We start from the raw sequence: 26,720 nt of genomic DNA on the forward strand, positions 1-26,720 counted from the left end.
TTTATGAGTACTTTTGACGCACAATCGCTTTTAAGACGATTATTCACACACCTCTGCAAGCGGGGATTTCGCCCTGGTGTGGGTAAATATCTGGCGGCGATCGCAGCGGTAGAGCAGGGTTATTTTGGCAGCAGCCCCGACGATCTCAAATCGACCTTGCGCTTGCTTTGGTGTCAGTCTCGCGATGAATTGGTATTGTTTGAACCACTTTGGGATGAGATTTGGCAAGCCAGCCAGCGCGAACTGCGAGATGCTAAAACTGATGAACAAAATAACACTCAGACTCATAGCGATATTGAAATTATCGAAGATAAGTCTGATGTTTTGATAGAGCCGACGGCATCAAATCCGATCGCCCAAGCCAAAAAATTGCAGCCTAAACTTGATTTTGTGCCTGTGCGTGCGCCAAAAGTAACCGCGATCGAAACCGAAGGCAGTGGAGAGTTGCAAGAAGACTTCCCGATCTCGCGGCGCTATATGGTTTATGCCTGGCGGCATTTGCGCCGACTCGTCCCTTTTGGGCGACAAGATATTTTAGATGTAGATGCCACTGTTTCAAGCGTTGCCGAACGCGGCTTTTATCTCAGTCCCACCTATCGGCGGCGAGAAGTTAATCGCACTCACTTATTACTATTTGTCGATCGCGAAGGTTCGATGACTCCTTTTCACCGCTTTGTTAGGCATTTGGTCGAGACCGCCCAAGACGAGAGTGGGCTAGAGCGCGTCGATGTTTTCTATTTTCGTAACGTTTTTGAAGACATTGTTTTTTGCGATCAATACCTCACGCAACCTTTGGCGTTAAAGCCGATCGCCACCACAAAAGCCGCCCTAGCAGAATGCGATCGCGATGCCATTGCGATCGTAATTAGCGATGCTGGTGCAGCCAGAGGGCATGATAGTTTTGAGCGATTTCATGCTTGCACTGAGTTTTTGTATACGTTGCGCCAAGAGGTCGATACTATTGTTTGGCTCAATCCATTACCCCAAGAACGCTGGCGCAATACATCTGCCGAAAAAATTGCTTACTTTGTACCGATGTATGCTTTAGAACCCGAAGGGCTAAGCGCCGCGATCGATCGGGCAAGGGGACAAACAACCCGCAATCAGAGGTCTTGATGGATACAACCGCACTCGATCGCCAAATTGCCCAACAGACCATTGCAAGTTTTTGCGATCGCTTTGGCATCGAGCATCTCAGACTCGCCCAATATGCAGCCTTGCCCCTGATTCTTACGCCTGAGTTGGTTGGTTTTTTGCGATCGCGTTTTTTACGCGGTGAAGTGCGTTGGATTGCCGAAGCCGATCTTTTACTATCGGATCTATGCCGTCAAGTGGGTTACGAACGATTTGTGATGGAGCCAGCAGTCAAAGCGCAGCTATTGGGTAGTTTGGGGGCGGAAGCCAAGCAAGAAGTTGCATCGCTGTTACTGCACTATATTGCCTATCTCGTCAAAGAAAAGCGCTATCTCACTGCCACCGAACTAGAAAACCAACAGTGGGCGGCGATGTTTTATCTAAACAATCACCGCGAAACCGCAGTCAGCCAGATTATGGAAAGATTTCGTCAACTGGTGGCAGAAACTCCTACAAAGGGAGAGCGCAGCCTATATGCCGAGATAAATCGACTAGCAGCACTTGTGAATGAGAATATGCCCGAATTGCAAGATTATCCCGAAATGCTTGACTATGCTAGGCAGGTAAGTGAGGCTATGAGTATTGCTGACCTAAAGCAACTCTCGTTACCGCTGTTAAGTGAAAAGCCGCCCACTGTAACGCTACCTGAAACAGATATCAAAGATTTACCTTTCCCAGAGTTACGCACTTTTGAGTTTGAAATTGAAACCATTACCTTCCAACCAGAACCAACCTCGTTAGTACTAAAATTGGAACCCTTTAGCTATGAGGTTAAAACGCTAGAGATTATAGAATCGCGCAGTCTTTTGCGGCAAAAGCACAAGAAATTACAAATACGCCAGCAAAAGCAAAAAGGGCAGCAAGTTATCGAAACCCTGCCAAACGAAGTAACACTAGAGATGGTGTTAATCCCTGCGGGGCGTTTTATAATGGGTGCACCAGAGAGTGAGAAAGATAGTTCATCGGATGAGCGACCACAACATGAGGTGACGATTTCCACTTTTTTAATGGGTAAATACCCAATTACCCAAGCACAATGGCGAGCGGTGGCAACGTTGCCGAAAGTAAAGCAAGACCTCAAATCCGATCCTTCAAGATTTAAAGGAGAGAACAGACCCGTCGAGCAAATATCATGGTACGACGCAGAAGAATTTTGCGCGAGGCTATCGGAATATACAAAACGAGAATATAGACTACCAAGCGAAGCAGAATGGGAATATGGCTGTCGAGGCATGACCTCACCCCCAGCCCCTCTCCTTTTAGGAGAGGGGAGTAAAAAGATTTATCCGCCCTTCCATTTTGGCGAAACGATAACGCCAGAACATGTTAACTACAACGGGGAATATCCCTATGGCGACGCACCGAAGGGTTTAAATCGAGCAGAAACCACAGATGTCGGTAGTTTCTCCGCCAATGCCTTTGGTTTATACGACATGCATGGGAATGTATGGGAATGGTGTGGCGATGACTGGCATAAAAATTACGAGGGAGCGCCGACAGATGGAAGCATTTGGCTAGCAGAAAACGAGCAAAAAGATATTAAGAATAATGAAGGTCGCGAAATCCGAAAGCTGCTTCGCGGTGGTTCGTGGATCCTCCTTGCTCGAAATTGTCGGTCGGCTTATCGTAATCCTTACGTCGCGCGCAATCTGAACCACGGCAATGGGTTTCGGGTTGTGTGCCCTCTGCGGTGAGGACTCCCCTTCTTTTCCCCTTTAGCCCTTTTCCCCTTTACACTTCTTAACACAATTCGCCACACGGCGATCAAATTTTTTTCCAGATTTACCCCAAATATCTCGCGTAGGTGACATACTACAAAAGCCTATCATTTTTAACAAGTCTCAGAACTTGTGGAACATAGGTTGGGATTGGCACAAAACTGCTTCGCGGTGGTTCGTGGATCAACAATGCTCAAAATTGTCGGTCGGCAAATCGTAATCACAACGACGCGCGCAATCAGAACAACAACAATGGGTTTCGGGTTGTGTGCCCTCTGCGGTGAGCACTCCCTGCGGTCAGAATTGGTGAATGGGAATTCATCGAGCGTACATTTGGGAGTCCAGACCCGTTCCAGCGATATCGGTGACGATATCCAAATATAACCCTAGGTAGAGCAGCTTGGTAGGGTTTCCGAACAGTCGCTCTATCTTACAAATTTTTAACTTTACACCCAATGACCGAGCTTCCTATAGTTCAAAAAACTTACGACCTGATTAAGTGGTACGTGCCCATTCTCAATCGCCTACCGCACAGTCATAAGTTTAATCTGGGCGATCGCACGATCGCAGGTTTATATGACCTATTAGAAGGGCTTATTCAAGCACGTTACGCCAAAGAGAAACTCGGATTATTGGAACCTCTCAATGCCAAATTAGACTTACTTCGCCATCAGACTCGATTAATGCTCGACTTTGACTTAATGAAGCCCGATCGCTATGAGTATGCAGGTAAACTAATCGCTGAAATTGGCTACCAACTAGGCGGCTGGATCGACCAACAAAAACGCAAAGCAAAACCATGAAACGATTTGGTCATCTTTGGGAAAAAGTTACAGCCTTTGAGAACTTATTGTTGGCAGCCAAACAAGCCCAAAAAGGTAAGCGCTTTCGCGATAATGTGTTGACATTTAATTACAACCTAGAATCGGAATTGATTTGCCTGCAAAGAGAACTAGAGACACAAACCTATCGACCGGGTGCATACAAAACTTTTGAAATTGTCGAACCCAAACGTCGCCTAATTTCGGCTGCGCCCTATCGCGATCGCGTGGTTCATCATGCCCTTTGCAATGTCATCGTTCCCATCTTTGAGCGTACTTTTATCCACGACTCTTATGCTAACCGCACGGGTAAAGGTAATCATCGCGCCCTTAAACAATTTGTCGCCTTTTCTCGTTCAAGCCGCTATGTTTTACAGTGCGATATCTGCAAATATTTTCCCAGTATCGATCGCAAAATTCTCAAAGTCCTACTCTCTCGCAAAATCAAATGTCCCGATACGCAATGGCTAATCGATGCAATTATTGATAGCAGCGACCCACAAGAAACTACAGATGGGCGCATACGAGGCTTACCCATTGGTAATTTGACCAGCCAATTTTTTGCGAATGTCTATCTCAACGGCTTCGATCGCTTTGTCAAAGACCAACTAAAAGTTAAAAAATATTTGCGCTATGTCGATGACTTTGCCTTGTTTAGTGACGATCGCAGCTTTTTGGTCAACGCAAGACATGAAATGGAAGCCTATCTAGAAGCGCTCCATTTACAGATTCACCCGATCAAAAGTCAGTTATTTGAAACCAAGCAAGGTGCAAATTTTGTCGGTTTTCGCGTCCTTAGCGATCGTATCCGCGTTCGCAATCAGAACCTCAGACGAGGAAGACGGCGGTTGCGACTCAATCTATCGGCTTGCCAACAAAACAAGATAAGAATAGAACAAGTCGAACATTCCCTTAGAAGTTGGTTTGCCCACCTCGCGCATGGTAATACATGGCATCTGCGCCAGTGCATCACAGCACAGCTTTAACGCAACGAAGTTTATGATTTATTTCTGACTATGAGGTTTGAGTCATGAATGCATCTAAAGTACCGATAATTACCCGCCGTCGCGGTATAGCCCAATATTTTATTGAAACCCTGCCAAACGAAGTAACGCTAGAGATGGTGTCAATCCCTGCGGGCAGCTTTGTAATGGGTGCGCCAGAAAGTGAGGAGGGTAGTAGTGATGACGAACGACCACAGCATGAAGTAACGGTTTCTGCCTTCTTTTTCGGCAAGTTTCAAGTTACCCAAGCACAATGGCGAGCGGTGGCAACGTTGCCGAAAGTAAAGCAAGACCTCAAATCCGATCCTTCAAGATTTAAAGGAGAGAACAGACCCGTCGAGCAAATATCATGGTACGACGCAGAAGAATTTTGCGCGAGGCTATCGGAATATACAAAACGAGAATATAGACTACCAAGCGAAGCAGAATGGGAATATGGCTGTCGAGGCATGACCTCACCCCCAGCCCCTCTCCTTTTAGGAGAGGGGAGTAAAAAGATTTATCCGCCCTTCCATTTTGGCGAAACGATAACGCCAGAACATGTTAACTACAACGGGGAATATCCCTATGGCGACGCACCGAAGGGTTTAAATCGAGCAGAAACCACAGATGTCGGTAGTTTCTCCGCCAATGCCTTTGGTTTATACGACATGCATGGGAATGTATGGGAATGGTGTGGCGATGACTGGCATAAAAATTACGAGGGAGCGCCGACAGATGGAAGCATTTGGCTAGCAGAAAACGAGCAAAAAGATATTAAGAATAATGAAGGTCGCGAAATCCGAAAGCTGCTTCGCGGTGGTTCGTGGATCCTCCTTGCTCGAAATTGTCGGTCGGCTTATCGTAATCCTTACGTCGCGCGCAATCTGAACCACGGCAATGGGTTTCGGGTTGTGTGCCCTCTGCGGTGAGGACTCCCCTTCTTTTCCCCTTTAGCCCTTTTCCCCTTTACACTTCTTAACACAATTCGCCACACGGCGATCAAATTTTTTTCCAGATTTACCCCAAATATCCATACAATCCCAACTTTCATGTGAATGCTTTAGTCCCATTTGGGGATAATGGGACCGAATGGATTGCCGATCGCTTCAATAAAATCCCATTTATGTTTGTGGAGCTAAAGCGATCACTCAATTACAAATCAGGCAAGTCTAAGCCAGCGGCTTTTGCCTGCATGGTTTTGAATACATTATAAAAACCATTGGCACGGGAAGGTGTGAGGCTTACCGCTAAGCCCGTGTCTTTTATAAAGTCTGGCGAAAGCAGCTCAATTTCTTTTTGGGTTAGTCCATTCATGCCGATCGTTAATAAACCAACGAAACCTTTACTGATCAGGGCGTCTGAATCTCCTTGAAACACGACTCTTTGATTTTCGTCCCAACTGGCAGTGACATAAACCTGAGAAACACACCCTGGTACTTTATTTTCTGGGGTTTTATCTTTCTCGGGAAATGCCTCAAGCTTTTTTCCATAAAGGATTAGCTGCTCGTAGCGTTGCTTAGGATCAGCTAGCCTTTGAAAACGCTTGACAATGCGATCTAAAGAGTCGGGCAAACTGGCTGATGTTGACTGCATGATGACAATAGACATGATTTCCTGATCCAGTCTAGCTTGAGTTTGCTAATGCACAGCCATTAGATCGTTGGGATTTTGAGTTAGGTGCATTACTAGATTTAACCAAGACTTGGTTCTTTTGGCAGGAGAGGCAGATTCGAGGGCGATCGTTTCCTGTTTATCTAATGCAGTGGTCATCTTATGGAGATTGATATTTACCATCTTGGGTAACACGCACCACAGGCTAGCTCCTTCTTTTTCATTGACGACGATTGAGTTGAAGCCAGAGTGTAGATCTCTTTGACAATCTGCGATCGCATCATCAATTAATTTGTATGTTTCAGTTTGGACATACATATGGTCTAGCAAGTAAATCAATTTTTCGTCACCCCAAGGGGTTGAGACATTGAAAACTGGCTCGATTTCAGTATTTAAGATAATAAGCATAATTTCACCAAGCCTTAAGATATGGAACTTAGACTGACTAGGTCTAACTGACTGTATTTAATATCTAAGATTGACGAAAATCTGTCCGTGATGGTTCGCGCTCTATGCCTGTGATAAATTTAACGAAGTTGTGCGATCGCGATCGCATCCAGTTACTCGTGAATAGACTAGGCGCAAACAGTAGATTGCCTACTACCTTACTTAGGCGATCCAAAGACAGCATCAAGACGACCTTTCCAAGTGCGGGCGTTCCATAGATCTTGAAAACGGTTAGGAACAATATCACTAATATTCTCGGTCAGTTGGGACTGCGCGATCGCACGCAAGCAGCGATTTGGATGCACTCAGTCTTACCTGAATTATTCTGAAATTGACATATCTCAATTAAGGTGTCTTTTTCTTGCCTGTCCGTACATCTTTAGCACTACCTGTCAATTTATAGAGTTCTTTCAATTCGGAATCTGTCAGCGATCGCCACTGTCCCAATTCCAAACCATCTAAGCGCAAATGGGCGATCGCCGCTCTCACCAATCGCAGTGTGGGGAATCCTACTGCCGCTGTCATTCGGCGTACTTGGCGATTTTTGCCTTCGGCCAACGTGATTTCTAGCCAAGTTGTGGGAATTGCGGCGCGATAGCGAATGGGGGGATCGCGAGGGGGTAAACTTGGTTCCATTTTCAATGGTTTTACAAGGGCAGGTCTGGTTTTATAATCCTGTACATTCACACCCTGTTGTAGTGCCTGTAAAGCTTCGGGAGTTGGAATTCCCTCCACCTGTACCCAGTAGGTGCGAGGATGTTGGAATTTAGGATCGCTGAGGCGATGTTGCAGTTGCCCGTGATTGGTTAATAACAATAGACCTTCGCTATCGCGATCGAGGCGACCGACAGGATAAATATCTGCGATCGGAATGTAGGATTTGAGCGTTGGGTGAAGCGTTTCACTGCGATCGCTAAATTGGGTCAAAACCCCATAGGGTTTGTAGAACAGTATGTATTGATAGGAATTTACTGTTCGCATTCAGGTAGGCGTTGATAGAAGGTAATGGCAGTCTGACCGTAACTGCGTCGATCGCTGACGCAAAGCCCCCCAATGCGATCGGGCAAAGTACGCATACGATTATGTTCGGCAGCAACGATCGCTTCCGCTGACAGCAGATCGGAAATAGTTCCCAGAACTGGCTCGTAGAGATCGCTCTGATAGGGGGGATCGAAGTACACCAAATCAAATTGATAGGACTTCAGCTTCGGTAATATTTTGATCGCATCGCCCTTGTAAACTTTATGAATTTGATCGGGTTGGGCGATCGCTTGCCAATTTTGCTGAATTACGCGACAGGCAGCACCCGACAACTCAACGCCAATGACACAGGCTGCACGCCGTAGCAACGCCTCTGCGCCCATTGCTCCCGAGCCAGTGCAAAGGTCTAGCCAATTGGCTCCCGCCACTTTACCTTGCCAAATATTAAAGATTGCCTCTCTGACTTTACTGGGTGTGGGACGGGTAGCTAATCCTCGTAAGGTTTTTAACGAGCGATCGCCATGCACTTTGATTGCCATGGGTTTAGAAATTAGCAGCTAAATCAAATGGCTTGTAAATGACTGCCCCTCAACTTGATCGACAGGAATCATCCAAATCTTATTTTGATAGGGTCGCCATACTGCACTAATTACATAATTGTTACGAATTGAAATAATATGCACATGGGGAACACCTGAATATTTTGAGCAAAGTCTGAGAAAGTCTAACGTATGGGTTATTCTTGTGTGCAAAAACGTTGCCATTTCTTCGCTACAGTTTTGCCGATACATGGGTACAGTTTGAGGTGGGGTATTGCCACGCAATTCATAGATCAAATGGGTTTTGCCCTTAAACTCAATCTTGCGAGACTTGACTTCCCAGTTACATAACACACCAAATCCGAGGACTGCCATCCCTAGATCGATATGAAAGTCACGCATCTGAAATTTGGTACTGCTGCTTTGATCGGTATGCGTGTTATAGCCTGTCCACTTGTGAAACCGCTCAAGATTTTCATCGTTAATGTCGATCGCAGTTCGATAGGGCGAACCTAGATGCAGTTTAATTTGACTAATATCAATCGAGGGTTCTGATGACATTTTGCTTGTCCTAGGAGGCAACGTATTGGGATCGGTAAGCCTGAAACGTACCGCAAACGCGAACGGTCTGAAATTTTAACAGAATAATAGCCCAGCTTTGCGTCCAACCAATCGTTTCTTATTTGAATCGTTGCGATTAGATAAAATATCTTTATCTATTAAAATTATACTGTTTAGTTGATATTTCTATACACTTAGGATTGCAAACAGAAATCTCTATGAAATCCTCTCGCTAAAGCTACATCTTCACGTATTTCGATCTATTTAGGAATTCTCCTGACCTGTAGGGCAAGTAGGATCACTCTAAAATTTAGCTATTGTATTTGTTGGAAATCTTCACAGATATAACGTTCTTAAATGATATGTAAGAGATTCTTACTTCTGCATAGATCTGCATAGAATTGTAGGGACAATTTATGAATTGCCGCTACATGCTCCTTCACATACAAGAGACTCACATCCTAATTGTTTTCAGGTAATTTGAACTGCGATCGCATCATCATGAATCAATCTTTGCCTGTTGTAGAAATGTTTCATTCTGTTCAAGGAGAAGGGGTCTGGCTTGGTACAAATGCATTTTTTATCCGTCTAGCGGGCTGTGATGTTGGCTGTCCTTGGTGCGACACCAAAATTTCTTGGAATGCTAAGCGTCATCCGCAACGTTCAATTTCCGACCTTGTGGCAGAAGCCGTAAAGGCTTCTCCTTGGATGGTTGTGATTACAGGTGGAGAGCCTCTCATGCACGATCTCACAGCGCTGAGCGCAGCATTAAAAGAACAGGGTTTACGCGTACATTTAGAGACATCAGGAGCCCATCCATTCACAGGGGCATTTGACTGGGTAACATTCTCGCCCAAACAATTTAAGCCACCCCATGCCAGTATCTATTCCCATGTTAATGAGTTAAAGGTGGTGGTGAAGTCTCCCGAAGATTTGGTATGGGCCGAACAAAACGCACAACAGTTATCCCCTAACATGAATCAACATAATCAATACATGCAATATCTTCAACCCGAGTGGGATACACCCAGTAGTAAGGATCTGATTTTGCAATATGTCCTCCAGCATCCCCAATGGCGAGTCAGCTTACAGATGCATAAATTTTTGGGTGTGAGGTAGAACGTTGGCTGAGCGGAGTCAAATCCATAATTAATCACTTTAGGCACTTTAGGATAATCAATTCAGAATATTAAATTCAGAGGAGTGATATGACGATAAAAGCTGTGGTTTTGCTATCGGGGGGATTGGACTCATCTACTGCTGCGGCTCAAGCGATCGCGGATGGCTATCAACCGATCGCCCTCTCTTTTCGTTACGGACAAAAGCACGAACGGGAACTGATGGCAGCCGTACAAATTGCCAAACATCTCGGCATTCAAGAGCATTTCACAGTGGATATCGATATGGCACAGTGGGGTGGCTCGGCATTGACCGATCGCGCGATCGGCGTACCCACGGAGGGTACTTCGCCCGATGTGATTCCCGTTACCTATGTGCCGGGGCGAAATACGGTATTCCTCGCGATCGCGCTATCTCTTGCCGAAGCCAAAGGAGCAGAAACAATTTATTTGGGCATCAATGCTGTGGACTATTCTGGCTATCCTGACTGTCGTCCTGAATATTTGGAAGCCTATCAAAAGTTAGCGAATCTCTCGTCTAAGGTGGGAATAGAAGGGAAAGCTCCCCGTTTGGTTGCGCCTTTGATTATGGATTCTAAAGTGGATATTGTGCGTCGGGCTTTACAGCTAAATGTTCCGATCGCCCAAACGTGGTCTTGCTATCAGGGTGGTGAGAAACCATGCGGTGTTTGCGATTCTTGCCGAATCCGCGATCGGGCATTAATTGAAGCGGGTAGACCCGATCTTGCTACTTGTCGTAATTAGCAATATCGTGATCTTTCCATCAATCTCGAACATCGCGGTATAATGATAAGCAAGAAAGCTAGGAAACGTTTGGGGTTACCTGATGCTGCAAATAAATCGCCAAAACTTGCCAACCAGCGATGAATTACTAGATTCTGACGATACACCTGTGGATAACGAAGACCAGAATTTTGTACCCAATGTTCTCTTATTCTTGCTGGAATATATTTGGAAGAGTCGCGACGACTGGTTCTTTGCTGTAGATATGGGGGTATACCATCCTGTGCGATCGCGATCACACATAGCATCGATAACGATCGCAGGAAACATGTACCGCGATCGCATAGCTAACCCCTCGAAAAGGCAACAATAGGTCTACTAGCGACGTATCTACAAACGTCTAGCCCGCAAGGTAACTCCTGCGGGCTTTTTGTTATTCCCATTTAAATTATGTTGTAGTCCTCCCAAATGGCTTGTGAGGTTTGGTTTGCGATCTTTCATGGAAGACTAACGTTAAAATAGCTTATCGAGCGTAGTTTTTAAAGCCAATCCCAGCAGAACACAGCCAAGACACACTACTTAATGCCATTGATTCAAACCTTACCCACAGAAGTCATCCATTTAATTGCAGCAGGAGAGGTAATTGACTCTCTGGCGGCGGTGGTACGGGAGTTAGCAGAAAATGCGATCGATGCCAAAGCTACCCGTTTGGCAATTTCAATTTGGACAGACACGCTTAGCCTTCAGGTAAGTGACAATGGTTGTGGCATGGACTTAGCCGACCTCAAGCAAGCTGCTACCCCCCACACCACCAGCAAAATTCATGACAAACAAGATCTGCAACAGATCGACAGTTTGGGCTTTAGAGGCGAAGCGCTACATAGCTTGGCACAGTTAGCCGATCTGCAAATTTGCAGCCGCAAGCATACCGACAACGCAGGATGGCAAGTTCGCTACGACCATGCGGGAAATCTATTGGGTGAACCTAAAAACGTAGCGATCGCACTGGGAACAGTGGTTACGGTCGATCGCCTCTTTGCCACATTGCCCTCACGGTTACAGGTACTGCCTGCGATCGCGCAGCAAGTTCGCAAAATCCAGATTTTGATTCATCAGATGGCGATCGCCAATCCGCAGATTACATGGCAGGTCTCCTTAGACGATCGCGAATGGATTGCCATTTGGGCAGGTAGGAATGTTCGGGATATTTTGCCCCAAATCATCAGTGCGATTCAGTTTACAGATTTAGCCACGGGTAGCGAAATCATTAGCGAAATCGTTACGGAATCCTCAAGTTCCCTTCAAGCAGCGAACTCTTTATCTGACCAATCCGCCCAATACAAAACTCGCACCAACTCTCTGGATTCCCATCGTCAAACCTCTACAGCTCAAATTGAAGTTACGCTCGGACTGCCGGATCGCTTGTCTCGCCGCCGTCCTGAGTGGGTGAAAATTGTCGTAAACGGTAGAATGGTTACCTTCCCTGAGATGGAGCAGATTGTCCTCTCTGCTTTTTCCCATACCCTACCGCGCCATCGTTACCCAGTCTGTATCGTGCATCTGCATATCCCCCCCGATCGCGTCGATTGGAATCGTCACCCCGCCAAGAATGAAGTGTACCTGCAAAATTTGAGCGATTGGCAAGCTCAAGTCAGTAAATTAATTTCGCAGGTTTTGCACGCGCCTGAGACCGATCGAGAGGTAGGCAACTCGGCGGGAGCTAGAACCCTATTACGTCTGGCTGAAGGACAAAAACGCTATCTCACCCATTCGCCCACTTCTGAACCCTCGATGCGATCGGTAAAGGCGTTGGCTCAGGTACATAACACCTATATTCTTGCCGAACATGCGGCGGGAATGTGGCTGATAGAGCAGCATGTCGCCCACGAGCGGGTCTTGTTTGAGGAAATAGAACAGCAGTGGCAAATCGTCGCGATCGCGCCACCCATTGTCTTAGATCGAATCTCCCCAGAAGGTGTAGAGAGACTTCAAGCCCTTGAGATCGAGATCGAACCCTTTGGCGACAATTTGTGGGTAGTGCGATCGCTACCAGCAATTCTTGTGGGGCAAACCGATTGTGCAGCCATATTATTAGAACTCAGCCAACAACCCGAACCACAGGGAGCGAGAGCAACGGCAGCCTGCCGCAGTGCCATCCGTAATGGCACGTCGATGGATTTATTAGAAATGCAAAATTTACTCGATCGCTGGCAGCAAACCCGCAATCCTCACACCTGTCCTCACGGTCGTCCCATCTGTTTGTCTTTAGAAGAGTCTGACCTTGCACGGTTCTTTCGCCGTAACTGGATTATTGGTAAAAATTAATCAGTGGAACTTCAACTGAGGTCACTTCTAGATAATTGGGATAAAGAATGAGAAAGTACTACCTCTTCCAAGTTTGCTTTCCACCCAGATTTTGCCACCATGATGTTCAACGATCTCTTTACAAATTGGTAACCCCAAGCCAGTACCCTTTGGTTTGTTGGTCAAAATATCACCAACTTGCTTAAACTTTTCAAACACCTTGAGACGATCTTGTTCGGCAATGCCAATCCCCTTGTCTGTAAGCTTCACAAGAATTCTATCTCCATCGCACTGAGCCGAACAGGTTACAGTGCCAATGTCAGTAAACTTCACCGCATTTGAGAGCAAATTAGACATAACCTGTACGAGGCGTTGCTTATCTCCATTAAGTTTGGGCATTTCTGGAGCTAGATCCACCGTTAGCTCTATGCCTTTTTGTTGGAATAAGGGATTGGTGTCAGCGATCGCTTGTTCGATCACTTCTGCGATCGCTACAGGCTCCATATTCCATTCCAACTTACCAGACTCCATATTGGAAATATCTAGTACGTTATTAATGATTTCAGTTAATCGTTTTGTCTCTGAAACAATAATATTGAGATTCTCTTCTACCTGTCGAACCGAACGCTTTACCTTTTTATCTTCGGATAGAATTAGTGGGAACAAATTGTCTACTAGCTTTCTATCTATGACTTTAGCAAACCCTAAAATTGAAGTTAATGGCGTGCGAAGTTCGTGGGAAACATTAGAAATAAAGTCGGTTTTCATCTGATCGACTTCTTTCTCAGCCGTAATATCGCGGATCAAGATTACCGTGCCAATACAAACATAGGAATCGCTTGATTCTACAGACATGCGATTGATTGCGGTTGCAACTGCCTTGCCAAAACGACCTTTAGGCAATTCAATCTCTGCCGTAAAAACTTCGCGAGGAGATTGGATAGTTTGATCCACTAACGTTCCCAACTCAGGATTAAATTTATCGCGATAGTGACAACCAATTAAATTTTGCCCATCATCATATAGGGCATTTAGCGCAGGATTGATGCGATCGACACAGCCATTGATATCAATCACCATCAGTCCATCGCCCAAGTTGTCAATAATGGCATTGAGGTAGGCATTAGCTTCTAACAGTTCAAGTTCTATACGCTTACGTTCGGTAATATTGTGAATGGCAGCAACACTTACAATTTTGCCTTGATAGGGTATGGCTTTACTCCTAACTTCGGAAATAAATATTGAGCCATCTTTACGCACAGATGTAATTTCGTAAAGCTGACCATGGTGCGATTCAATGCTTCCCTGTACTAATTCACGCGACTCTGGCGTTACCAAATCTAGTGCATTCATGCCGATCAACTCATCTGCCTCATAACCTAACATCTCAGCTAAGCGGGCATTTACCTCAAGAATGATTCCTTGTTCGTGAATTACAATTCCTTCAAAGGTTGAGTCTGCTAAAGTGCGGAATTTTGTCTCGCTTTCCTGTAGGGCTACTTCTGCTTTTTTTCTTTCGGCAATTTCCTCTTCAGTTCTCTCAGAGGTTATCTCTGTGATATTTTCGATCGCCATGAGATATTTTTCTTCGGTTAGTTGCTGAGATGTTTCGGCGGCTTTGGCGATCGCCATCAGATTACCGACATTATCAGACAATAAAGCGAGTTGATCTTGGCTGGCAGACAATTGCTGCTCTTTTTGAGCTAAAGCTTCTAACAAAACATGGATTGTCGTGGCAAGTTCAGGGTTTTGCTCTTCAATTTTTTCGGATAATCGTTCAGAGAACGTTCCTTTTGCCAAGATTTCTGCAACTTCTAAACTGAGATTTTCGCTAAGCTCGTCTAACTCTGTGGCAGTTCTATTTTTTTGGATCAGTAGAGCAAAAAACCCTACCATAAAACCAGTTAATAGTGGAAATATTGCGGCATCTGTATTGAATGTACCAACTGTGCCAATCAAGGTGATGCAGATTAGAATGAGAATCTTAGGGCTTAGTCTCACAAGTACCTACGTTGGCTACTACTATCATTTCAAAATCGACGAATCACACACAACCCGCACTTCATTTCTGGTCACCCGCAAATCCAGAAATTTCAGATCGAAATTTGGCTGAACAGTAGGATATCAGAATCACCAATTATTGCAGTTTATTCTAAGAACGTTACTTTGAGTTCATCCTGTTTGCTTGATTTTAGATTACTTGACCATGCTTAGGATCAAGCCTACCAAAATTTAAGCTGAAATTATAATGGGACTATTATAATTGCTAAAAATTATCACTTTAATATATTTATATCAGCCCCAGTAATATCGTGATTTCAGCCCAAACTAAGCCCATCGGAAATTGCTAGATCGGCAATTTGTACTAAAGATAAGGGGACAGACATAAAGTGAATCTGCGCTTGATAGGGGGAATCGAGGATTTTTGCAGCGATCGCTTCAGTAATTCCACCTGGGGCTAAAAAATAGGGCATTACGGCAATTTTCTCTGCTCCCTGCGCAATAGATACCTCAATCTGGGTTTCGAGGCTGGGTGGTACTGACCAATAGGCAGCGATTGCCCCCGCCTGTTGCGCTAATTTTTCGATAGGTAGATTTGCACCTTCGCGCCGACTACCATGGGCGATCAAAATTCTCGCTGTCTTATGTTTTTGGGCAAGTGGAATATTCCGCTCAAAATGGGTTTGAATCAATTGGGGAATTTGCGGAGACTCGCCAAGATAGGGTGCAATCTGAAACTGGAGGGTGGCAAAGTGCTGCTGCGCGATCGCGACCTCTTTAGGAATGTCCTGATTCACATGAACGCCTGGGATTAAGAATAGGGGTTCGATTATAATTCGATTACATTCTCGCGCTTGTGCCTCCTGCCCAAATTTTTGTAGCTGTTGCGCCAAGCTTAGAGGTAATCCCTCCAAGCAGCCCCAACCGATAAATATCGATGGTTCCTGTTTCTGGGCTAAGTTGGCAATCTCTTGTAATACGCTCCAGGATCGCGGATCGCGACTACCATGCGTAACCAAATAGTAAGCAACATTGGAGGTTCTCATATAAAAATATTCGTGGTGGGCAGGCTGAAGAAAAAGCCTTTGCGCTCAGCGTCCATGGGTTTACATGTTTGACATCCTACCACTGCTGTATTGTCTGTCCAACTACATGACTGACACAGCAATCTATCAAGTGAGCATCACGATCGCTGCAAGGTTAGCGATGCGTGGACGGATGACAATGTTGGGCATTAGGAAAGAAGTCACTACCTTTTGCCTTCCTCGAAGATAGCGATTCTTAGACCACGTAGTGAGTGCTTTCGGATACTGAGGCTAACAGCACGAAGTTTTTAGTATCTTTTCTGAACCGCACTTGGTTTCTTGCATCTTGTAAGCTAGGACATTACCCCTAGCATCTAATTGGACTTGGCAACATTCCAAGAGCAGGGCTTTCAACTTTTGCCGACCGCGTTGAACGCGTGATTTTGCTCCCGATAGGGAGAGACCTAGATTTTTGGCAGCAACTCTTTGCGATTGCCCATGAATTTCGACTAGATCGAGCGCTTCTCGGTAAGATTCGGGTAGTTCTTGAAGCATAGGTTTAAGACAAGCAGAAAATTCTCGATTAAAGTTAGGCGGCTCGCATTCCAAAAGGAATTCCTCGATTTGAGGATTTAGCCCATTCAGATCCAGATCTACCCTATCTCCTGCATTCATTTCTCGCTGTCGTACTGGCGATCGATAGTAATCTATAACGACATTGCGCGTAATCTGGAACATCCAAGAAACAATACGATCGCTGTCCCTAAGCGTAGAGAGACGCAGATAAATGCGGAGAAAAACTTCTTGCAGGATATCATCGGCATCACTGGGATTTTGAACGCGTTGCAAAATAAATCCACGCAATCGATGGTGAAATGTCTGCCAGAGATAATTAACCTCGTTTGCCATGTTTAGCACTCTCTACATTCAAAGTTCTTAACGACTGGCAGCCGCAGGTTGCTGGCGTTGCCACTTGGGTTCCACAGCATTCCGTTTTTTTGTCCGCGTCACAGCAAGTAGCTTGCTCATTCACCGAGCAACAAGCTGAAGATTGTTCGGCTTTAGAATTGAAAAACTGCTTCAGATTATTGGGCACATCGGCATAGGTGTTTGGTAACACAATAGCGGGTTGTTGATGGTTGTAAATTGTCCCTAAGATAGCATCTACAATCATACCTACGGGGGCTTCGGTATATTCCTCGCCTTGATAGCGCCACACTCGGCAGTTTATGCCCTCGCATCCACATAGGTCTGTGCAGGAATCACATTGGCGCTCCAACGTTTCGAGGGCAATATCTGCCCCATTGATTCGGATAGTTGGAGAAGTTGCAAACTGGAGTTGCCGAGCTTGTGACTCAGATTCAATCACGATAGGACGTACAGAGATGGTCATACCCATCGTCTTAAGGAGATCTTGCAGGAGCGCGATCGCCTGCTGAATATTTGCCAAAGTACCTACACAGGGGGTGCAGGTACTCAGGTCTAAAGCCAGTAATTCCAAGTCAAGGGTTCGAGGGGGATGATTCATAACAGGACTAATATTCATGACTGATTTCTCCAGTTTGATGGTGGCGTAAGTGATGTCGTCAGCGATGCACCCTAACGATGCCGCTTAACAATGTACTTACACATAAGACGGAGATCTCCAAAAAAGGACGCAAGCTAAATTGTGGGCGATCGCCCTTGACTTAGAGTGCACTCTAAGGTTTAGAGTTGGTTTTATGGAAAGGACATTTACGATTCAAGAAGCCGCAGAGCAGACAGGCGTGAGTACGCATACATTGCGATACTACGAACGTATAAATCTACTCGATCCGATCGCGCGGGATTGTAGTGGGTATCGTAAATTTACAAATTACGATCTGGACTGTGTCAGATTTCTGACCAAGCTTCGCGCAACTAAAATGCCTATCCGCCAGATGCAGCAGTTCGCGGAACTACGCAGACAGGGAATATCTTCGGCACATCAAAGACGATCGCTATTGGAAGAGCATTACGATGCGGTGACTGCTAGCCAGCAAGAACTCAATCACAGCCTTGAAGTAATTCGCAAGAAAATTGCCTACTACAAGGAACTAGAGGAAAAGAAGATTACTAGCGAAGCAGAATCCTATCAACTTCCGACCTATATCGCAATGGTTCGAGGAGGAACGAGCGAGGGTTCAATTCACCTGCCCTTAGATCCAGAAATTGCCGCACAAAAATTAATCGAACATCTCGATCCAGCTAGTATATCCAAGCTAATCGAACAATTGCAACGCTCGAATAACAATCCAAATGCTAGGATGGGCGACACGAAGCATCGTTCGTCTTAGCCCTAAAATCTTGCGAAAATAACAAAAGGAGTCAATCCATGAAATTAAGAAAACTGGGTAATCAAGGACTAGAAGTTTCCGAACTCGGTCTTGGCTGTATGGGAATGTCTGAGTTTTATGGCAGTGGAGACGAACAAGAGGCGATCGCGACGATTCATCTTGCCCTAGACCTTGGGGTTAACTTCATCGATACCGCAGACATGTATGGCCCTTTCACGAACGAACAGCTCGTTGGGAAAGCGATTAACGACCGACGCGATCGCGTCGTCTTAGCCACCAAATTTGGCAATGTTCGCAGCGCTGATGGTGGCTGGCTGGGCATTAGCGGCAAACCCGAATATGTTCGTCAGGCTTGCGATGCGTCGTTACAGCGTTTGGGCGTTGATGTCATCGACCTCTATTATCAACATCGCGTGGATGTCACCGTACCGATCGAAGAAACCGTTGGCGCTATGGCAGAATTAGTCCAACAGGGGAAGGTCAGGTATCTCGGCTTGTCGGAAGCTGCCCCCACAACGATTCGCCGCGCCCAAGCTATCCATCCCATTTCGGCACTGCAAACGGAATATTCCCTTTGGAGTCGCGATCCAGAGGATGAGATTTTGCCAACTCTGCGAGAATTGGGCATTGGCTTTGTTCCCTATAGTCCCTTAGGCAGAGGTTTTCTAACGGGTGCGTTCGCGAGTCCCGATGATTTTGCCCCCGATGACTTTCGACGCCGATCGCCTCGCTTTCAAGGTGAAAACTTTGTTAAAAATCTACAAGTTGTGGAGCAGGTAAAAGCGATCGCTATCGAAAAAGGAATTACCGCAGGTCAATTGGCGCTGGCTTGGCTCTTGGCTCAAGGTGAGGATATCGTTCCCATCCCTGGAACCAAACGCCGTACTTATTTGAAAGAAAATATCGGAGCGGCAACAGTAACGCTGACTGCCACAGATCTGAGCCGTATCGATGCTGTCGCACCTCAAGGTGTTGCCGCAGGCGATCGCTATCCCGCCCAAAACATGAGTTCGCTCAATCGTTAATCTTCCTTTCTAGAAAACTTGACGGGTTGCATCGTTATAGCGATCGCCCGTCTTTGCTTTCATAGCAGGAGCAGTGGAGCTTTTGGACTAGTTATAGTCCAGCAAACCATTCATAACCTTCATCCACCCAATATCCCTTACGAGAAGGTAATTCGTTGGTAAAAGTAATGCGCGTCACCCATTTCGACTGTTTGTAGCCCAATTTGATCGGAGAAGCCAGACGCAAAGGCGCACCATTCTCAACGGATAAGGCTTGACCGTTTTTTTGATAGGCAAGCAGGGTTTGTGGATGCAATGCAGAGGCGATATCCCAGCTCTCATAATATTTGTCGCCAGATTCAAAATAGACGTAACGCGCTTGGGGTTTGGGCTGGACTAATCTCGCCAGATCGTATAAACGCACTCCACCCCATTGCACGATCGCCGACCAACCTTCCACGCAAATATGGCGAATTACCATCGCAATGAATGGCATGGCTTGCAACTCAGGCATGCTCAACTGCAAAGGATGGCTCACTTCGCCATCAACGATCAATTTATAGGTAGCTGGATCGATTTGAGGCGTAGCGTCATAGGTGTTTACCAGTAGGGCATTGGGTTCGATCGCACTGATAGGATATTCAGGTGCAGGGGTTTGCGATTTGAACAGCAATTCCTCTATGCGTTGGTTGAGCGGCTCAAAGGCATTTCTGACGTTATCGGTTTGCGAGTGAAGCGGAGAAAAAATTGAAGTGAATTTGCCTGAGGGACTGCAACCTCCCAAAGCCAAGCCCATACCAGCGAGACCAGTATATTGCAGTAACTGACGACGAGAGAATCGGCGATGTATGGTGCGATCGAATTGCATTTTTATGACCTTTATAAATAACTCGATAGAATGGATTGGTATCTGTCCGCGCTAGATAGACCTTCACGCTAAATAAACATAGAGCGAATGATTCTGAGACCACCCACCCGAAAGGATAGAAAGATATGAACGATTGTAAAAATCAGGACGATCGGAATGGTTAGGAAATGAGCCACGCGGAGATTTTGCCAGCTTCCAAACAAGCCCGAAATCCAAGCGAATTGAACGGGCTTATACATGCACAGACCCGATAGGATCGCGATTAAGAGAATTGGGATAATTGCGGTATAGGCAATACGATGCCATGCGTAGGTTTTGCGCTTGGGATTGGTTGCCTGAAGTGCTTGAATATCCTTGTCAGAGGCAAATCGGTGTTTCCACCGTCGTGTCAGAAAGATATAGATGCCATAGATCAGCAAGCTCATAGAAAACAACCACATAGCGGCAAAATGCCAGTTTCTGCCAGCCCCCAGCCAGCCCCCTAGTAACATAAATTTAGGGAAATGCCATCCCTCTCGTCCGCCAAAGACAGGATTGGCATTGTAAATTTGCAGACCGCTAGCAGTCATCAAGATCAGCGCGATGATATTAATCGAATGAAATATTTTGACAAATATCGCTTGTTTAGGTGAGGGAGAAGGTTTCTTGCTCATAAAAAACTTTTAGTTCTTATAATCCTTACAAAGAGACTCAGTTCTCTCCCTTTGGCAAGGGGAGGGGTAGGGTGGGGTGAATTCTAAACGATCGATATCCTAAAGCGATCGCATGACAAATTCTACAATTACTAATAGACAGATTATAGAGGTACGGTAGGAAAGAAAGGGGCTAACCAAAGCTGAATTTGCAGATCCCAGCCTAAAAGAATGGCGATCGCGGTCAGCGCTACGATCGCACCACCGATTTTTTGTAAGAGTTGGCTATGTCCGCGCAATCGTACAAACGATTTGCCAAAGTATCGACTGGCATAGGCAATCAGCAACATCGGCAATCCTGCCCCTATGCCATAGACGAGCAGCAAAACAAAGGCGCTGAGAATATCGTGCTTGGCGGCGGCTAAAATCAAGATGCTGCCTAGTACAGGGCCAGCGCAGGGAGTCCATAACAGCCCCAGTTGGGTTCCTAACGAGAATTCGCCGATTAAACCGATGCGAGTGGGTTCCCTCAGCTTGATTTTTGGCAATTTACTTTGTAAAAAGTAGCTCCATTTTGGGAAAATCGCGAAGAAGCCTAAAATTAGTAAAACCGCGATCGCGACGATCCGCATGAAATTTGCGAACCCTGAGATCCAACTACTAGCAGCTCCCAGCAGACTCCCTGCGACAGCAAAGCCAGCAATCAAGCCAGCCACCAGAGCGAGAGGGCCATAGCGATGGGTTGTGAGCGATCGCCCGACGACAATCGGCAAAATCGGCAAAACGCAGGGAGAGAAAGCCGTCAGCAGTCCACCTAACAGGGCTAAAGCGATCGATAGAGGAGAAAGTGCCATCATTCAAATTCTCACTTTTAGCCCAGCAGTTGCTGGATCGTTTGTTCCGTGCGATCGTAAGCGCCCTCACCGATGTGGTCGTATCGGATAATTCCTTGGCGATCGGCGAGAAAGAGATGCGGCCAGTACTGGTTGCTGTAGGCATTCCAAGTTTTAAATTCGTTGTCAATCGGGACTGGATAGGTAATTCCATGCTTCTGCATGGCGTCTTTGATATTGTTCGTTTCTTTCTCAAAGGCAAACTCAGGGGTATGCACGCCAATAACCTTCAGTCCTTTCGCTGCATATTGTTTGTGCCATTGGGTTACGTAGGGCAGAGTACGCTGGCAATTGATGCAGGAAAAAGTCCAGAACTGCACCAACACAACGCTGCCTTGTAAATCTTTAACAGTCAAGGGTTGGGAATTTAGCCATTGAGAGATTCCCTGAAATTCTGGTAGTGGGATGCCACCCGAAGAAGTTGCCACTTTGGTATCCTCAACATTAGTCTTGGCGCGATCGCGTTCCGTACCTGTTACTTTTGTAGGTTCTATGGGGGCTGTCGTAGCTCCAAATTGGGCGGCACAGGCGGCGCTACTCATGCCTAATGCCCCTAACCCCAAATAAGTTAAAAATCGACGTCTTTGCCAAATTTTATTCATGGTCTGATTTCTGGATCGCTCAGGCGATCGCTAGGGTAATTTTGCAGGAGGGTATCTTCCTCCAATGCTGCGGGCAAATTGAACGAATGGAAAGATTTGCCCCTAGAATGCAAGGGGCACGACTATAACGAAGGAGCTAGAAGTATCTATGGTTTCTTCATGGCATCGCCATCTTTTTTCATGGCATCGTCTGGTTTCATTGCGTCACCATCTTTCTTCATGGTGTCAGCAGGTTTCATAGCATCGTCTTTCTTCATGGTGTCAGCAGGCTTCATCGCGTCGCCATCTTTTTTCATGGCATCACCAGACTTATCCTTCATGGCATCGTCTTTCTTCATGGCGTCAGCGGGTTTCATTGCGTCACCATCCTTCTTCATGGTGTCAGCAGGTTTCATAGCATCGTCTTTCTTCATGGTGTCGGCTGGTTTCATGGCATCAGCGGGTTTAGCGGTAGAGGTGGCGGGAGTCGCACTGACTGCGGGAGAGGAGTTAACGGTCGGAGTAGCGGTAGAACAAGATACGAGTCCAACCGTCATCGACAAACCAACAATTAATCCAAGGGTTTTCAAGTTCATGATCGTCTGCTCGCTGAATATAGGGTTAAGTTGAGAGGAAGCAGTAAATAGCTCGCTCAAGTTAAGTACGAACGACCTTTCAATTTGGATGAATTATCAAAGCGCAACGATGATGTGTTCATAATATTCAGAAAAGAGATAATTCCTTGAGCGTAGGCAAATTCATAATATTGACATCTTCAGAACTTACTTTTAAGAAGTGATGGGTTAAGAGAAATCCCACAATAGTCCAAGTTTGGTAAAGTCGCGCTTGTTGACCGATCCAAACGCCATTGGGTCCATCAAAATATTCTGCCCAATTTTGTTGAGGGAGTCGCTTGAGAAATAGTTCGTAATTATTTTGAAGTAGTAGATGAATCTCCTCGCCATCAGCATGGGATAGACCGTAACGCTGCTTGTACCTTAGGGTTGCGATCGCAAAGAACCAGAACAGACATGGCCAATGACCGCCATTGTGATAGCACCAAGGCAAATTCTTGCGATCGTAGCCAGTCTTCTTGCGCCATTCATCATTGTCTAAGGGTGGATGGCAGATGCGGAGAGGCATTTGGGCAAATAGCGCTGTTTGATTTTGGTGCATGAGATGAAACAGCGATCGCTGTTGGGCAGGACTAATCAGGTCAAAAATTGCACCAAGGCAATTTCCTAAGGTAAAGAAGCGAAAATCAGGTCTGCCCGTGCGAATGTTGCCAACGAGATATCCACCCCGATCGCCAAGCCAATCTTGGAGCCAGTGGGGAATCATCTCTGTTTGAATGTTGTATTCATTGGCTACGCGATCGCCATATTCTTCGGTAGGACGACGACGCAGGGTTTGGATGATTTTGGAATTGACCCAATATTGTTTGAGCATATAGTTTCTAAGCCTCGTCAACCAAGCGATCGCATAGGAACGTTGGTGAATCTGCTGAGCCTCAAAAGAATTTTCCAGATCCCCCTTAAGAACTCTCGATTGAGGCGTGACATAGCCTTTTTCAGTCAAATCGATTTGAATCAATCCCACCGCACTCAAAAGCGCACCATACAAAAGCACCTGTATTTCTAATGGATTGCCCCAAACATCTAAGGCGCGATCGATCATAAATGCTCCATCAGGCACAAATAGCGTGGGAGAGTCCCGAAAAGATGGATGCAGAATTAGATTGAGGAATTTCTGGATTCCTATTTGTACTTCCGAACTCGCTGCCCAAGCGCGATCGCCCGATCGCTTGACATAAATGTAAGCTAGAATCACCCACCACAAACTGGCATCCACCGAGCAAACTCTACCGATCGCCCTTTGTCCGTAATCTGCAACTAACTTCCCTTCTATTTCGACAAAACTGGTTGGAAATATTCCCTGCGTTTGAAAATGGTTACTTTGCAATTTTAAGCAGGTATTTAAGAAGTGCCGCACAATCTCATGCTTGCCATCAAGCAGCAGATAGATCATCACAGGAACATTGTCCCGTATAAAAATCTCGCTATAGTTCAAGTCTTGGGCATTAGCATCTTTGGGAATTGAAGCGATCGCCCCGACATACGCTCCATCTACTTTAACTAGCGCCTTCTCATAAAACAGAGATCGAGCCAATTGAATTACTGATTTTTCTTTCATGAAGTCGTGTTGTATTCCTAATTAACCATTCTTAAACGATATGATCTGGAGCCAGCGTGCAAGTATGATGCGAGTCCCCCAACTCGATTTGGATGGTGGCATGGTCGATATCAAAGCGATCGTGCAGATCGTGACAAAGTTTATGGAGAAATTCATCACCTGGATGCCCTGTGGGTACAATCAGGTGAGCTGTAAGGCAATTTTCAGTGGTACTCATCGCCCAGATATGCAAATCGTGAACCTCAGACACTCCTGCAAGTTGAGCCAAATAAGTTCGTACTGCTAGCGGATCGATCGCATCGGGAACTGCATCGAGGATCAAATTGCTAGATTCCTGAAAGAGATGCCATGTGCCAGAAACAATAACTGCAATCACAAGTAGGCTCATAACTGGATCGATCCAATGCAACCCCGTCAACACGATCGCAATTCCAGAAATTACAACGCCCAGAGACACGAGAGCATCGGCGGCAAGGTGGAGAAAAGCTCCTCGGATATTCAGATCGCCCTTACGACCGACAAAGAACATGGAAGCACTGATCGCATTAATTGCCATTCCTATCAATGCCACGATAATCACCGTGTTTCCAGCCACAGTGGGGGATTCGTGTAGCCGTTGAATTGCCTCCCATGCCAACCCACCCGATACGATCAGTAAAAAACTAGCATTGAGGAGGGCTGCCAAAATCGAAGAGCGTCGCCATCCAAATGTACGGTGTGGGGTCGGTAAGCGACGCACCAGAATACTCGCTCCCCATGCCAGTAGCAACCCCAGAACATCACTCAGATTATGTCCTGCATCGGCAATCAATGCTAGAGAATTTGCCAGAATTCCATAGATAGCCTCAACAATCACAAATCCGATATTGAGTGCAATACTCACGCCAAAGGCTCGGTTAAAATTCTTTGGGGTATGGTGATTATGATGACTATGGTGGCTATGGGAATGAGTCATTTGTTCTGAGGTTCTCGACTGGTAACGTAGGATGGATGTGGCTTCACTATAAACAGTTTAAAACATCCTTTTAACCAACGGTATGAAATTTCTATTAGCCACAGACCTAGACAATACTTTAATTGGCGACGATCGGGCAACGATCGCCTTAAACCAGAAACTAGCTTCTGCTCGCGAGCAAGTCTATCTGGTCTATGCAACGGGGCGATCGCTGGTTTCCTATCAAGAACTTTGTAAGGATTTTTTAAAAAGAACGGGTCAATCCCTGTTAGAACCAGATTACCTTGTGACAGGTGTTGGTTCGCAAATTTATTTTGAGAATACTTTAGATCGGAAATGGGCCGAGCAGATATCACGGGGTTGGGAACGAGATGAGATCGCGCTTCTTACTAAGTCTATGCCCGAACTGTTACCGCAACCTCAAAGCGAACAAAATCAATGGAAACTTAGTTACCTATTGGACTCCGAGAATAATGATGCGATCGTTAAGGAATTAAAGAATCGACTAGACCAAACGGGAATTAAAGCCCAGATAATTTTTAGTAGCGATCGCGATCTGGATATTTTGCCGAAGGATAGTGGAAAGGGGAAAGCCGTCAATTATTTAAGAGATAAATTGCAGATCCCCCATGAGTCTACGCTTGTATGTGGAGACTCAGGGAATGATATTGCTATGTTTGAACAAATGACATTGGGTGCGATCGTTCGTAATTCTCAACAGGAGCTTCTAGCGTGGCAGCAACTTCATTCTCATCCCTATCGGTATTTGTCGCCATCAGCCTACGCTTGGGGAATATTAGAAGCGATTGAATATTTTAAGATCCCTCTTTTTGTATAGCGAAGTACAGAAATTTGATTTTTATCGATTGGCAATTTAATTGAACCTGAGTTCGGTTAAGGATTTCGGAACAAAGTAAGCCGCGCCGACTTGCTGGAACCGAGGGGTTTGATCCCCCTGCCCTATCGGGCATACAAGTGGGTTCTCCCCCCTTTTTTCAAGGGGGGTTGGGGGGGATCCTTGGGATGTATAGCGTTTCAGGTTTTCTTATCCCGAACTGACATTAATTAAAAATTGGGATACCTTAAAACCATAGATAGGGCGGTAACCCGCACTATCGCAATAGCAACTTCTCAGTTAGGTTAGGGTTCAGAGGCATAGAAATTCGATTCTCATATTGAATTCATCCCTGTAGCAACAAAGAATTGCATTTACTTTCTCGATTAGCACCAACTTAACAATAGACTTGTTTGGAAATAATAGATAATAACAAAACAGTTAGAAGGCGAGA

31 protein-coding genes and 1 pseudogene are annotated in these 26,720 nt (G+C 45.7%); 15 read left to right on the plus strand and 17 right to left on the minus strand.

Annotated features, from left to right (window positions below):
* Positions 1-3 precede the first annotated feature (3 nt).
* From V2H45_RS11110 to V2H45_RS11130, 6 genes are all read left to right on the plus strand, one after another.
* On the plus strand, positions 4-1,116 hold the full coding sequence (locus V2H45_RS11110) for a hypothetical protein (protein ID WP_330483715.1): 1,113 nt from the start codon (positions 4-6) through the stop codon (positions 1,114-1,116).
* Positions 1,116-2,828 (plus strand): formylglycine-generating enzyme family protein, encoded by a 1,713-nt coding sequence (locus V2H45_RS11115; protein WP_330483716.1) that lies wholly within the window; start codon positions 1,116-1,118, stop codon positions 2,826-2,828. Before V2H45_RS11110 ends, V2H45_RS11115 begins: the two co-directional genes overlap by 1 nt.
* A 185-nt stretch (positions 2,829-3,013) precedes the next feature.
* The gene (locus V2H45_RS25600) at positions 3,014-3,136 is read left to right on the plus strand and encodes a hypothetical protein (RefSeq protein WP_408648768.1); all 123 of its coding nucleotides are present in this window, start codon (positions 3,014-3,016) and stop codon (positions 3,134-3,136) included.
* Positions 3,137-3,307: 171 nt separating this feature from the next.
* Positions 3,308-3,655 carry a diversity-generating retroelement protein Avd gene (gene avd, locus V2H45_RS11120; RefSeq protein WP_330483717.1) on the plus strand — a complete coding sequence of 116 codons (348 nt, stop codon included), beginning with the start codon at positions 3,308-3,310 and terminating at the stop codon, positions 3,653-3,655.
* Complete coding sequence (locus V2H45_RS11125; protein ID WP_330483718.1) at positions 3,652-4,659, plus strand: reverse transcriptase domain-containing protein; 1,008 nt, start codon at positions 3,652-3,654, stop codon at positions 4,657-4,659. The genes avd and V2H45_RS11125 overlap by 4 nt, the downstream gene beginning before the upstream one ends.
* Positions 4,660-4,703: 44 nt before the next feature.
* Positions 4,704-5,588, plus strand: coding sequence for a formylglycine-generating enzyme family protein (locus V2H45_RS11130; protein WP_330483719.1), 885 nt, complete (start codon positions 4,704-4,706; stop codon positions 5,586-5,588).
* A 223-nt stretch (positions 5,589-5,811) separates the two neighbouring features.
* Here V2H45_RS11130 and V2H45_RS11135 read toward each other — a convergent pair whose 3' ends face one another.
* From V2H45_RS11135 to V2H45_RS11145, 3 genes are all read right to left on the minus strand, one after another.
* On the minus strand, positions 5,812-6,252 hold the full coding sequence (locus V2H45_RS11135; protein ID WP_408648769.1) for a SufE family protein: 441 nt from the start codon (positions 6,250-6,252) through the stop codon (positions 5,812-5,814).
* Between the two features lie 45 nt (positions 6,253-6,297).
* Entirely contained in the window at positions 6,298-6,678 is a 381-nt protein-coding gene (locus V2H45_RS11140) for a hypothetical protein (RefSeq protein ID WP_330483721.1), read from the minus strand.
* Between the two features lie 64 nt (positions 6,679-6,742).
* Positions 6,743-6,904, minus strand: a complete 162-nt coding sequence (locus V2H45_RS11145) for a hypothetical protein (protein WP_408648767.1) — start codon at positions 6,902-6,904, stop codon at positions 6,743-6,745.
* 40 nt (positions 6,905-6,944) lie between these two features.
* On the opposite strand from V2H45_RS11145, the pseudogene V2H45_RS25605 reads away from it, so the two are divergent.
* Positions 6,945-7,046 (plus strand): annotated as a pseudogene (locus tag V2H45_RS25605) (DNA-binding response regulator); the annotation flags it as partial.
* A 16-nt stretch (positions 7,047-7,062) separates the two neighbouring features.
* On the opposite strand, the gene V2H45_RS11155 reads toward V2H45_RS25605, so the two are convergent.
* Genes V2H45_RS11155 through V2H45_RS11165 form a run of 3 tightly spaced genes read right to left on the minus strand, consistent with a single transcriptional unit; the run spans position 7,063 to position 8,798 of the window.
* Complete coding sequence (locus V2H45_RS11155) at positions 7,063-7,698, minus strand: pseudouridine synthase (RefSeq protein WP_330483724.1); 636 nt, start codon at positions 7,696-7,698, stop codon at positions 7,063-7,065.
* The gene (gene rsmD, locus V2H45_RS11160) at positions 7,686-8,237 is read right to left on the minus strand and encodes a 16S rRNA (guanine(966)-N(2))-methyltransferase RsmD (RefSeq protein ID WP_330483725.1); all 552 of its coding nucleotides are present in this window, start codon (positions 8,235-8,237) and stop codon (positions 7,686-7,688) included. Before rsmD ends, V2H45_RS11155 begins: the two co-directional genes overlap by 13 nt.
* Positions 8,238-8,255: 18 nt before the next feature.
* Complete coding sequence (locus V2H45_RS11165; RefSeq protein WP_330483726.1) at positions 8,256-8,798, minus strand: hypothetical protein; 543 nt, start codon at positions 8,796-8,798, stop codon at positions 8,256-8,258.
* Positions 8,799-9,299: 501 nt separating this feature from the next.
* Between V2H45_RS11165 and V2H45_RS11170 the strand changes: the two genes are divergently transcribed.
* The 4 genes from V2H45_RS11170 to mutL all read left to right on the plus strand — a co-directional run bounded on the left by V2H45_RS11170 (position 9,300) and on the right by mutL (position 12,985).
* Positions 9,300-9,917, plus strand: a complete 618-nt coding sequence (locus tag V2H45_RS11170; RefSeq protein WP_330483727.1) for a 7-carboxy-7-deazaguanine synthase QueE — start codon at positions 9,300-9,302, stop codon at positions 9,915-9,917.
* Positions 9,918-10,006: 89 nt separating this feature from the next.
* Entirely contained in the window at positions 10,007-10,681 is a 675-nt protein-coding gene (queC, locus tag V2H45_RS11175; protein ID WP_330483728.1) for a 7-cyano-7-deazaguanine synthase QueC, read from the plus strand.
* An 82-nt stretch (positions 10,682-10,763) separates the two neighbouring features.
* On the plus strand, positions 10,764-11,033 hold the full coding sequence (locus tag V2H45_RS11180; protein WP_330483729.1) for a hypothetical protein: 270 nt from the start codon (positions 10,764-10,766) through the stop codon (positions 11,031-11,033).
* Positions 11,034-11,242: 209 nt separating this feature from the next.
* Complete coding sequence (mutL, locus tag V2H45_RS11185) at positions 11,243-12,985, plus strand: DNA mismatch repair endonuclease MutL (protein WP_330483730.1); 1,743 nt, start codon at positions 11,243-11,245, stop codon at positions 12,983-12,985.
* Positions 12,986-13,012: 27 nt separating this feature from the next.
* On the opposite strand, the gene V2H45_RS11190 is transcribed toward mutL, so the two are convergent.
* Both V2H45_RS11190 and V2H45_RS11195 read right to left on the minus strand, forming a co-directional pair.
* Positions 13,013-14,965: a PAS domain-containing sensor histidine kinase gene (locus V2H45_RS11190; protein WP_330483731.1), complete on the minus strand. Its 1,953-nt coding sequence runs from the start codon at positions 14,963-14,965 to the stop codon at positions 13,013-13,015.
* Between the two features lie 317 nt (positions 14,966-15,282).
* Positions 15,283-16,011 carry a sirohydrochlorin chelatase gene (locus V2H45_RS11195; protein WP_330483732.1) on the minus strand — a complete coding sequence of 243 codons (729 nt, stop codon included), beginning with the start codon at positions 16,009-16,011 and terminating at the stop codon, positions 15,283-15,285.
* Between the two features lie 64 nt (positions 16,012-16,075).
* Here V2H45_RS11195 and V2H45_RS11200 point away from each other — a divergent pair, with 64 nt between their 5' ends.
* A complete protein-coding gene (locus tag V2H45_RS11200; RefSeq protein WP_330483733.1) occupies positions 16,076-16,240 on the plus strand; it encodes a hypothetical protein in 165 nt (54 codons plus the stop codon).
* 41 nt (positions 16,241-16,281) lie between these two features.
* Here the strand turns inward: V2H45_RS11200 and sigZ are convergent, their stop codons facing one another.
* Together sigZ and V2H45_RS11210 are read right to left on the minus strand one after the other, a co-directional pair.
* Positions 16,282-16,899 (minus strand): RNA polymerase sigma factor SigZ, encoded by a 618-nt coding sequence (sigZ, locus tag V2H45_RS11205; protein WP_330483734.1) that lies wholly within the window; start codon positions 16,897-16,899, stop codon positions 16,282-16,284.
* Positions 16,883-17,536: a DUF2703 domain-containing protein gene (locus tag V2H45_RS11210; protein WP_330483735.1), complete on the minus strand. Its 654-nt coding sequence runs from the start codon at positions 17,534-17,536 to the stop codon at positions 16,883-16,885. Before V2H45_RS11210 ends, sigZ begins: the two co-directional genes overlap by 17 nt.
* A 175-nt stretch (positions 17,537-17,711) precedes the next feature.
* On the opposite strand from V2H45_RS11210, the gene V2H45_RS11215 reads away from it, so the two are divergent.
* Positions 17,712-18,305, plus strand: coding sequence for a MerR family transcriptional regulator (locus tag V2H45_RS11215; protein WP_330483736.1), 594 nt, complete (start codon positions 17,712-17,714; stop codon positions 18,303-18,305).
* Positions 18,306-18,343: 38 nt separating this feature from the next.
* Entirely contained in the window at positions 18,344-19,330 is a 987-nt protein-coding gene (locus V2H45_RS11220) for an aldo/keto reductase (RefSeq protein WP_330483737.1), read from the plus strand.
* Positions 19,331-19,421: 91 nt separating this feature from the next.
* On the opposite strand, the gene V2H45_RS11225 is transcribed toward V2H45_RS11220, so the two are convergent.
* The 7 genes from V2H45_RS11225 to V2H45_RS11255 form a co-directional block, all read right to left on the minus strand.
* Positions 19,422-20,177, minus strand: coding sequence for a molybdopterin-dependent oxidoreductase (locus V2H45_RS11225; protein ID WP_330483738.1), 756 nt, complete (start codon positions 20,175-20,177; stop codon positions 19,422-19,424).
* Positions 20,178-20,245: 68 nt separating this feature from the next.
* Positions 20,246-20,830 carry a cytochrome b/b6 domain-containing protein gene (locus V2H45_RS11230; protein ID WP_330483739.1) on the minus strand — a complete coding sequence of 195 codons (585 nt, stop codon included), beginning with the start codon at positions 20,828-20,830 and terminating at the stop codon, positions 20,246-20,248.
* 143 nt (positions 20,831-20,973) lie between these two features.
* Entirely contained in the window at positions 20,974-21,663 is a 690-nt protein-coding gene (locus V2H45_RS11235; RefSeq protein ID WP_330483740.1) for a cytochrome c biogenesis CcdA family protein, read from the minus strand.
* 17 nt (positions 21,664-21,680) lie between these two features.
* Positions 21,681-22,304: a thioredoxin family protein gene (locus V2H45_RS11240; protein ID WP_330483741.1), complete on the minus strand. Its 624-nt coding sequence runs from the start codon at positions 22,302-22,304 to the stop codon at positions 21,681-21,683.
* 146 nt (positions 22,305-22,450) lie between these two features.
* A complete protein-coding gene (locus V2H45_RS11245; RefSeq protein WP_330483742.1) occupies positions 22,451-22,879 on the minus strand; it encodes a hypothetical protein in 429 nt (142 codons plus the stop codon).
* A gap of 127 nt (positions 22,880-23,006) precedes the next feature.
* Positions 23,007-24,476, minus strand: coding sequence for a glycoside hydrolase 100 family protein (locus V2H45_RS11250; RefSeq protein WP_330483743.1), 1,470 nt, complete (start codon positions 24,474-24,476; stop codon positions 23,007-23,009).
* Between the two features lie 31 nt (positions 24,477-24,507).
* Positions 24,508-25,431 carry a cation diffusion facilitator family transporter gene (locus tag V2H45_RS11255; RefSeq protein WP_330483744.1) on the minus strand — a complete coding sequence of 308 codons (924 nt, stop codon included), beginning with the start codon at positions 25,429-25,431 and terminating at the stop codon, positions 24,508-24,510.
* Positions 25,432-25,513: 82 nt separating this feature from the next.
* Between V2H45_RS11255 and V2H45_RS11260 the strand changes: the two genes are divergently transcribed.
* Positions 25,514-26,269 carry a sucrose-phosphate phosphatase gene (locus V2H45_RS11260; protein ID WP_330483745.1) on the plus strand — a complete coding sequence of 252 codons (756 nt, stop codon included), beginning with the start codon at positions 25,514-25,516 and terminating at the stop codon, positions 26,267-26,269.
* Positions 26,270-26,720: the final 451 nt, after the last annotated feature.

This window comes from Tumidithrix elongata BACA0141 (assembly GCF_036349135.1).
Lineage (GTDB): Bacteria > Cyanobacteriota > Cyanobacteriia > Pseudanabaenales > Pseudanabaenaceae > Tumidithrix > Tumidithrix elongata.

What these genes read in the sequence shown, in the direction of transcription:
- V2H45_RS11110 (WP_330483715.1), top strand. Translation starts at nt 4, where the DNA reads ATGAGTACTTTTGACGCACAATCGCTTTTAAGACGATTATTCACACAC.
- V2H45_RS11115 (WP_330483716.1), top strand. Translation starts at nt 1,116, where the DNA reads ATGGATACAACCGCACTCGATCGCCAAATTGCCCAACAGACCATTGCA.
- avd (WP_330483717.1), top strand. Translation starts at nt 3,308, where the DNA reads ATGACCGAGCTTCCTATAGTTCAAAAAACTTACGACCTGATTAAGTGG.
- V2H45_RS11125 (WP_330483718.1), top strand. Translation starts at nt 3,652, where the DNA reads ATGAAACGATTTGGTCATCTTTGGGAAAAAGTTACAGCCTTTGAGAAC.
- V2H45_RS11130 (WP_330483719.1), top strand. Translation starts at nt 4,704, where the DNA reads ATGAATGCATCTAAAGTACCGATAATTACCCGCCGTCGCGGTATAGCC.
- V2H45_RS11135 (WP_408648769.1), bottom strand. Translation starts at nt 6,252, where the DNA reads ATGCAGTCAACATCAGCCAGTTTGCCCGACTCTTTAGATCGCATTGTC.
- V2H45_RS11140 (WP_330483721.1), bottom strand. Translation starts at nt 6,678, where the DNA reads ATGCTTATTATCTTAAATACTGAAATCGAGCCAGTTTTCAATGTCTCA.
- V2H45_RS11155 (WP_330483724.1), bottom strand. Translation starts at nt 7,698, where the DNA reads ATGCGAACAGTAAATTCCTATCAATACATACTGTTCTACAAACCCTAT.
- rsmD (WP_330483725.1), bottom strand. Translation starts at nt 8,237, where the DNA reads ATGGCAATCAAAGTGCATGGCGATCGCTCGTTAAAAACCTTACGAGGA.
- V2H45_RS11165 (WP_330483726.1), bottom strand. Translation starts at nt 8,798, where the DNA reads ATGTCATCAGAACCCTCGATTGATATTAGTCAAATTAAACTGCATCTA.
- V2H45_RS11170 (WP_330483727.1), top strand. Translation starts at nt 9,300, where the DNA reads ATGAATCAATCTTTGCCTGTTGTAGAAATGTTTCATTCTGTTCAAGGA.
- queC (WP_330483728.1), top strand. Translation starts at nt 10,007, where the DNA reads ATGACGATAAAAGCTGTGGTTTTGCTATCGGGGGGATTGGACTCATCT.
- V2H45_RS11180 (WP_330483729.1), top strand. Translation starts at nt 10,764, where the DNA reads ATGCTGCAAATAAATCGCCAAAACTTGCCAACCAGCGATGAATTACTA.
- mutL (WP_330483730.1), top strand. Translation starts at nt 11,243, where the DNA reads ATGCCATTGATTCAAACCTTACCCACAGAAGTCATCCATTTAATTGCA.
- V2H45_RS11195 (WP_330483732.1), bottom strand. Translation starts at nt 16,011, where the DNA reads ATGAGAACCTCCAATGTTGCTTACTATTTGGTTACGCATGGTAGTCGC.
- V2H45_RS11200 (WP_330483733.1), top strand. Translation starts at nt 16,076, where the DNA reads ATGTTTGACATCCTACCACTGCTGTATTGTCTGTCCAACTACATGACT.
- sigZ (WP_330483734.1), bottom strand. Translation starts at nt 16,899, where the DNA reads ATGGCAAACGAGGTTAATTATCTCTGGCAGACATTTCACCATCGATTG.
- V2H45_RS11210 (WP_330483735.1), bottom strand. Translation starts at nt 17,536, where the DNA reads ATGAATATTAGTCCTGTTATGAATCATCCCCCTCGAACCCTTGACTTG.
- V2H45_RS11215 (WP_330483736.1), top strand. Translation starts at nt 17,712, where the DNA reads ATGGAAAGGACATTTACGATTCAAGAAGCCGCAGAGCAGACAGGCGTG.
- V2H45_RS11220 (WP_330483737.1), top strand. Translation starts at nt 18,344, where the DNA reads ATGAAATTAAGAAAACTGGGTAATCAAGGACTAGAAGTTTCCGAACTC.
- V2H45_RS11225 (WP_330483738.1), bottom strand. Translation starts at nt 20,177, where the DNA reads ATGCAATTCGATCGCACCATACATCGCCGATTCTCTCGTCGTCAGTTA.
- V2H45_RS11230 (WP_330483739.1), bottom strand. Translation starts at nt 20,830, where the DNA reads ATGAGCAAGAAACCTTCTCCCTCACCTAAACAAGCGATATTTGTCAAA.
- V2H45_RS11235 (WP_330483740.1), bottom strand. Translation starts at nt 21,663, where the DNA reads ATGGCACTTTCTCCTCTATCGATCGCTTTAGCCCTGTTAGGTGGACTG.
- V2H45_RS11240 (WP_330483741.1), bottom strand. Translation starts at nt 22,304, where the DNA reads ATGAATAAAATTTGGCAAAGACGTCGATTTTTAACTTATTTGGGGTTA.
- V2H45_RS11245 (WP_330483742.1), bottom strand. Translation starts at nt 22,879, where the DNA reads ATGAACTTGAAAACCCTTGGATTAATTGTTGGTTTGTCGATGACGGTT.
- V2H45_RS11250 (WP_330483743.1), bottom strand. Translation starts at nt 24,476, where the DNA reads ATGAAAGAAAAATCAGTAATTCAATTGGCTCGATCTCTGTTTTATGAG.
- V2H45_RS11255 (WP_330483744.1), bottom strand. Translation starts at nt 25,431, where the DNA reads ATGACTCATTCCCATAGCCACCATAGTCATCATAATCACCATACCCCA.
- V2H45_RS11260 (WP_330483745.1), top strand. Translation starts at nt 25,514, where the DNA reads ATGAAATTTCTATTAGCCACAGACCTAGACAATACTTTAATTGGCGAC.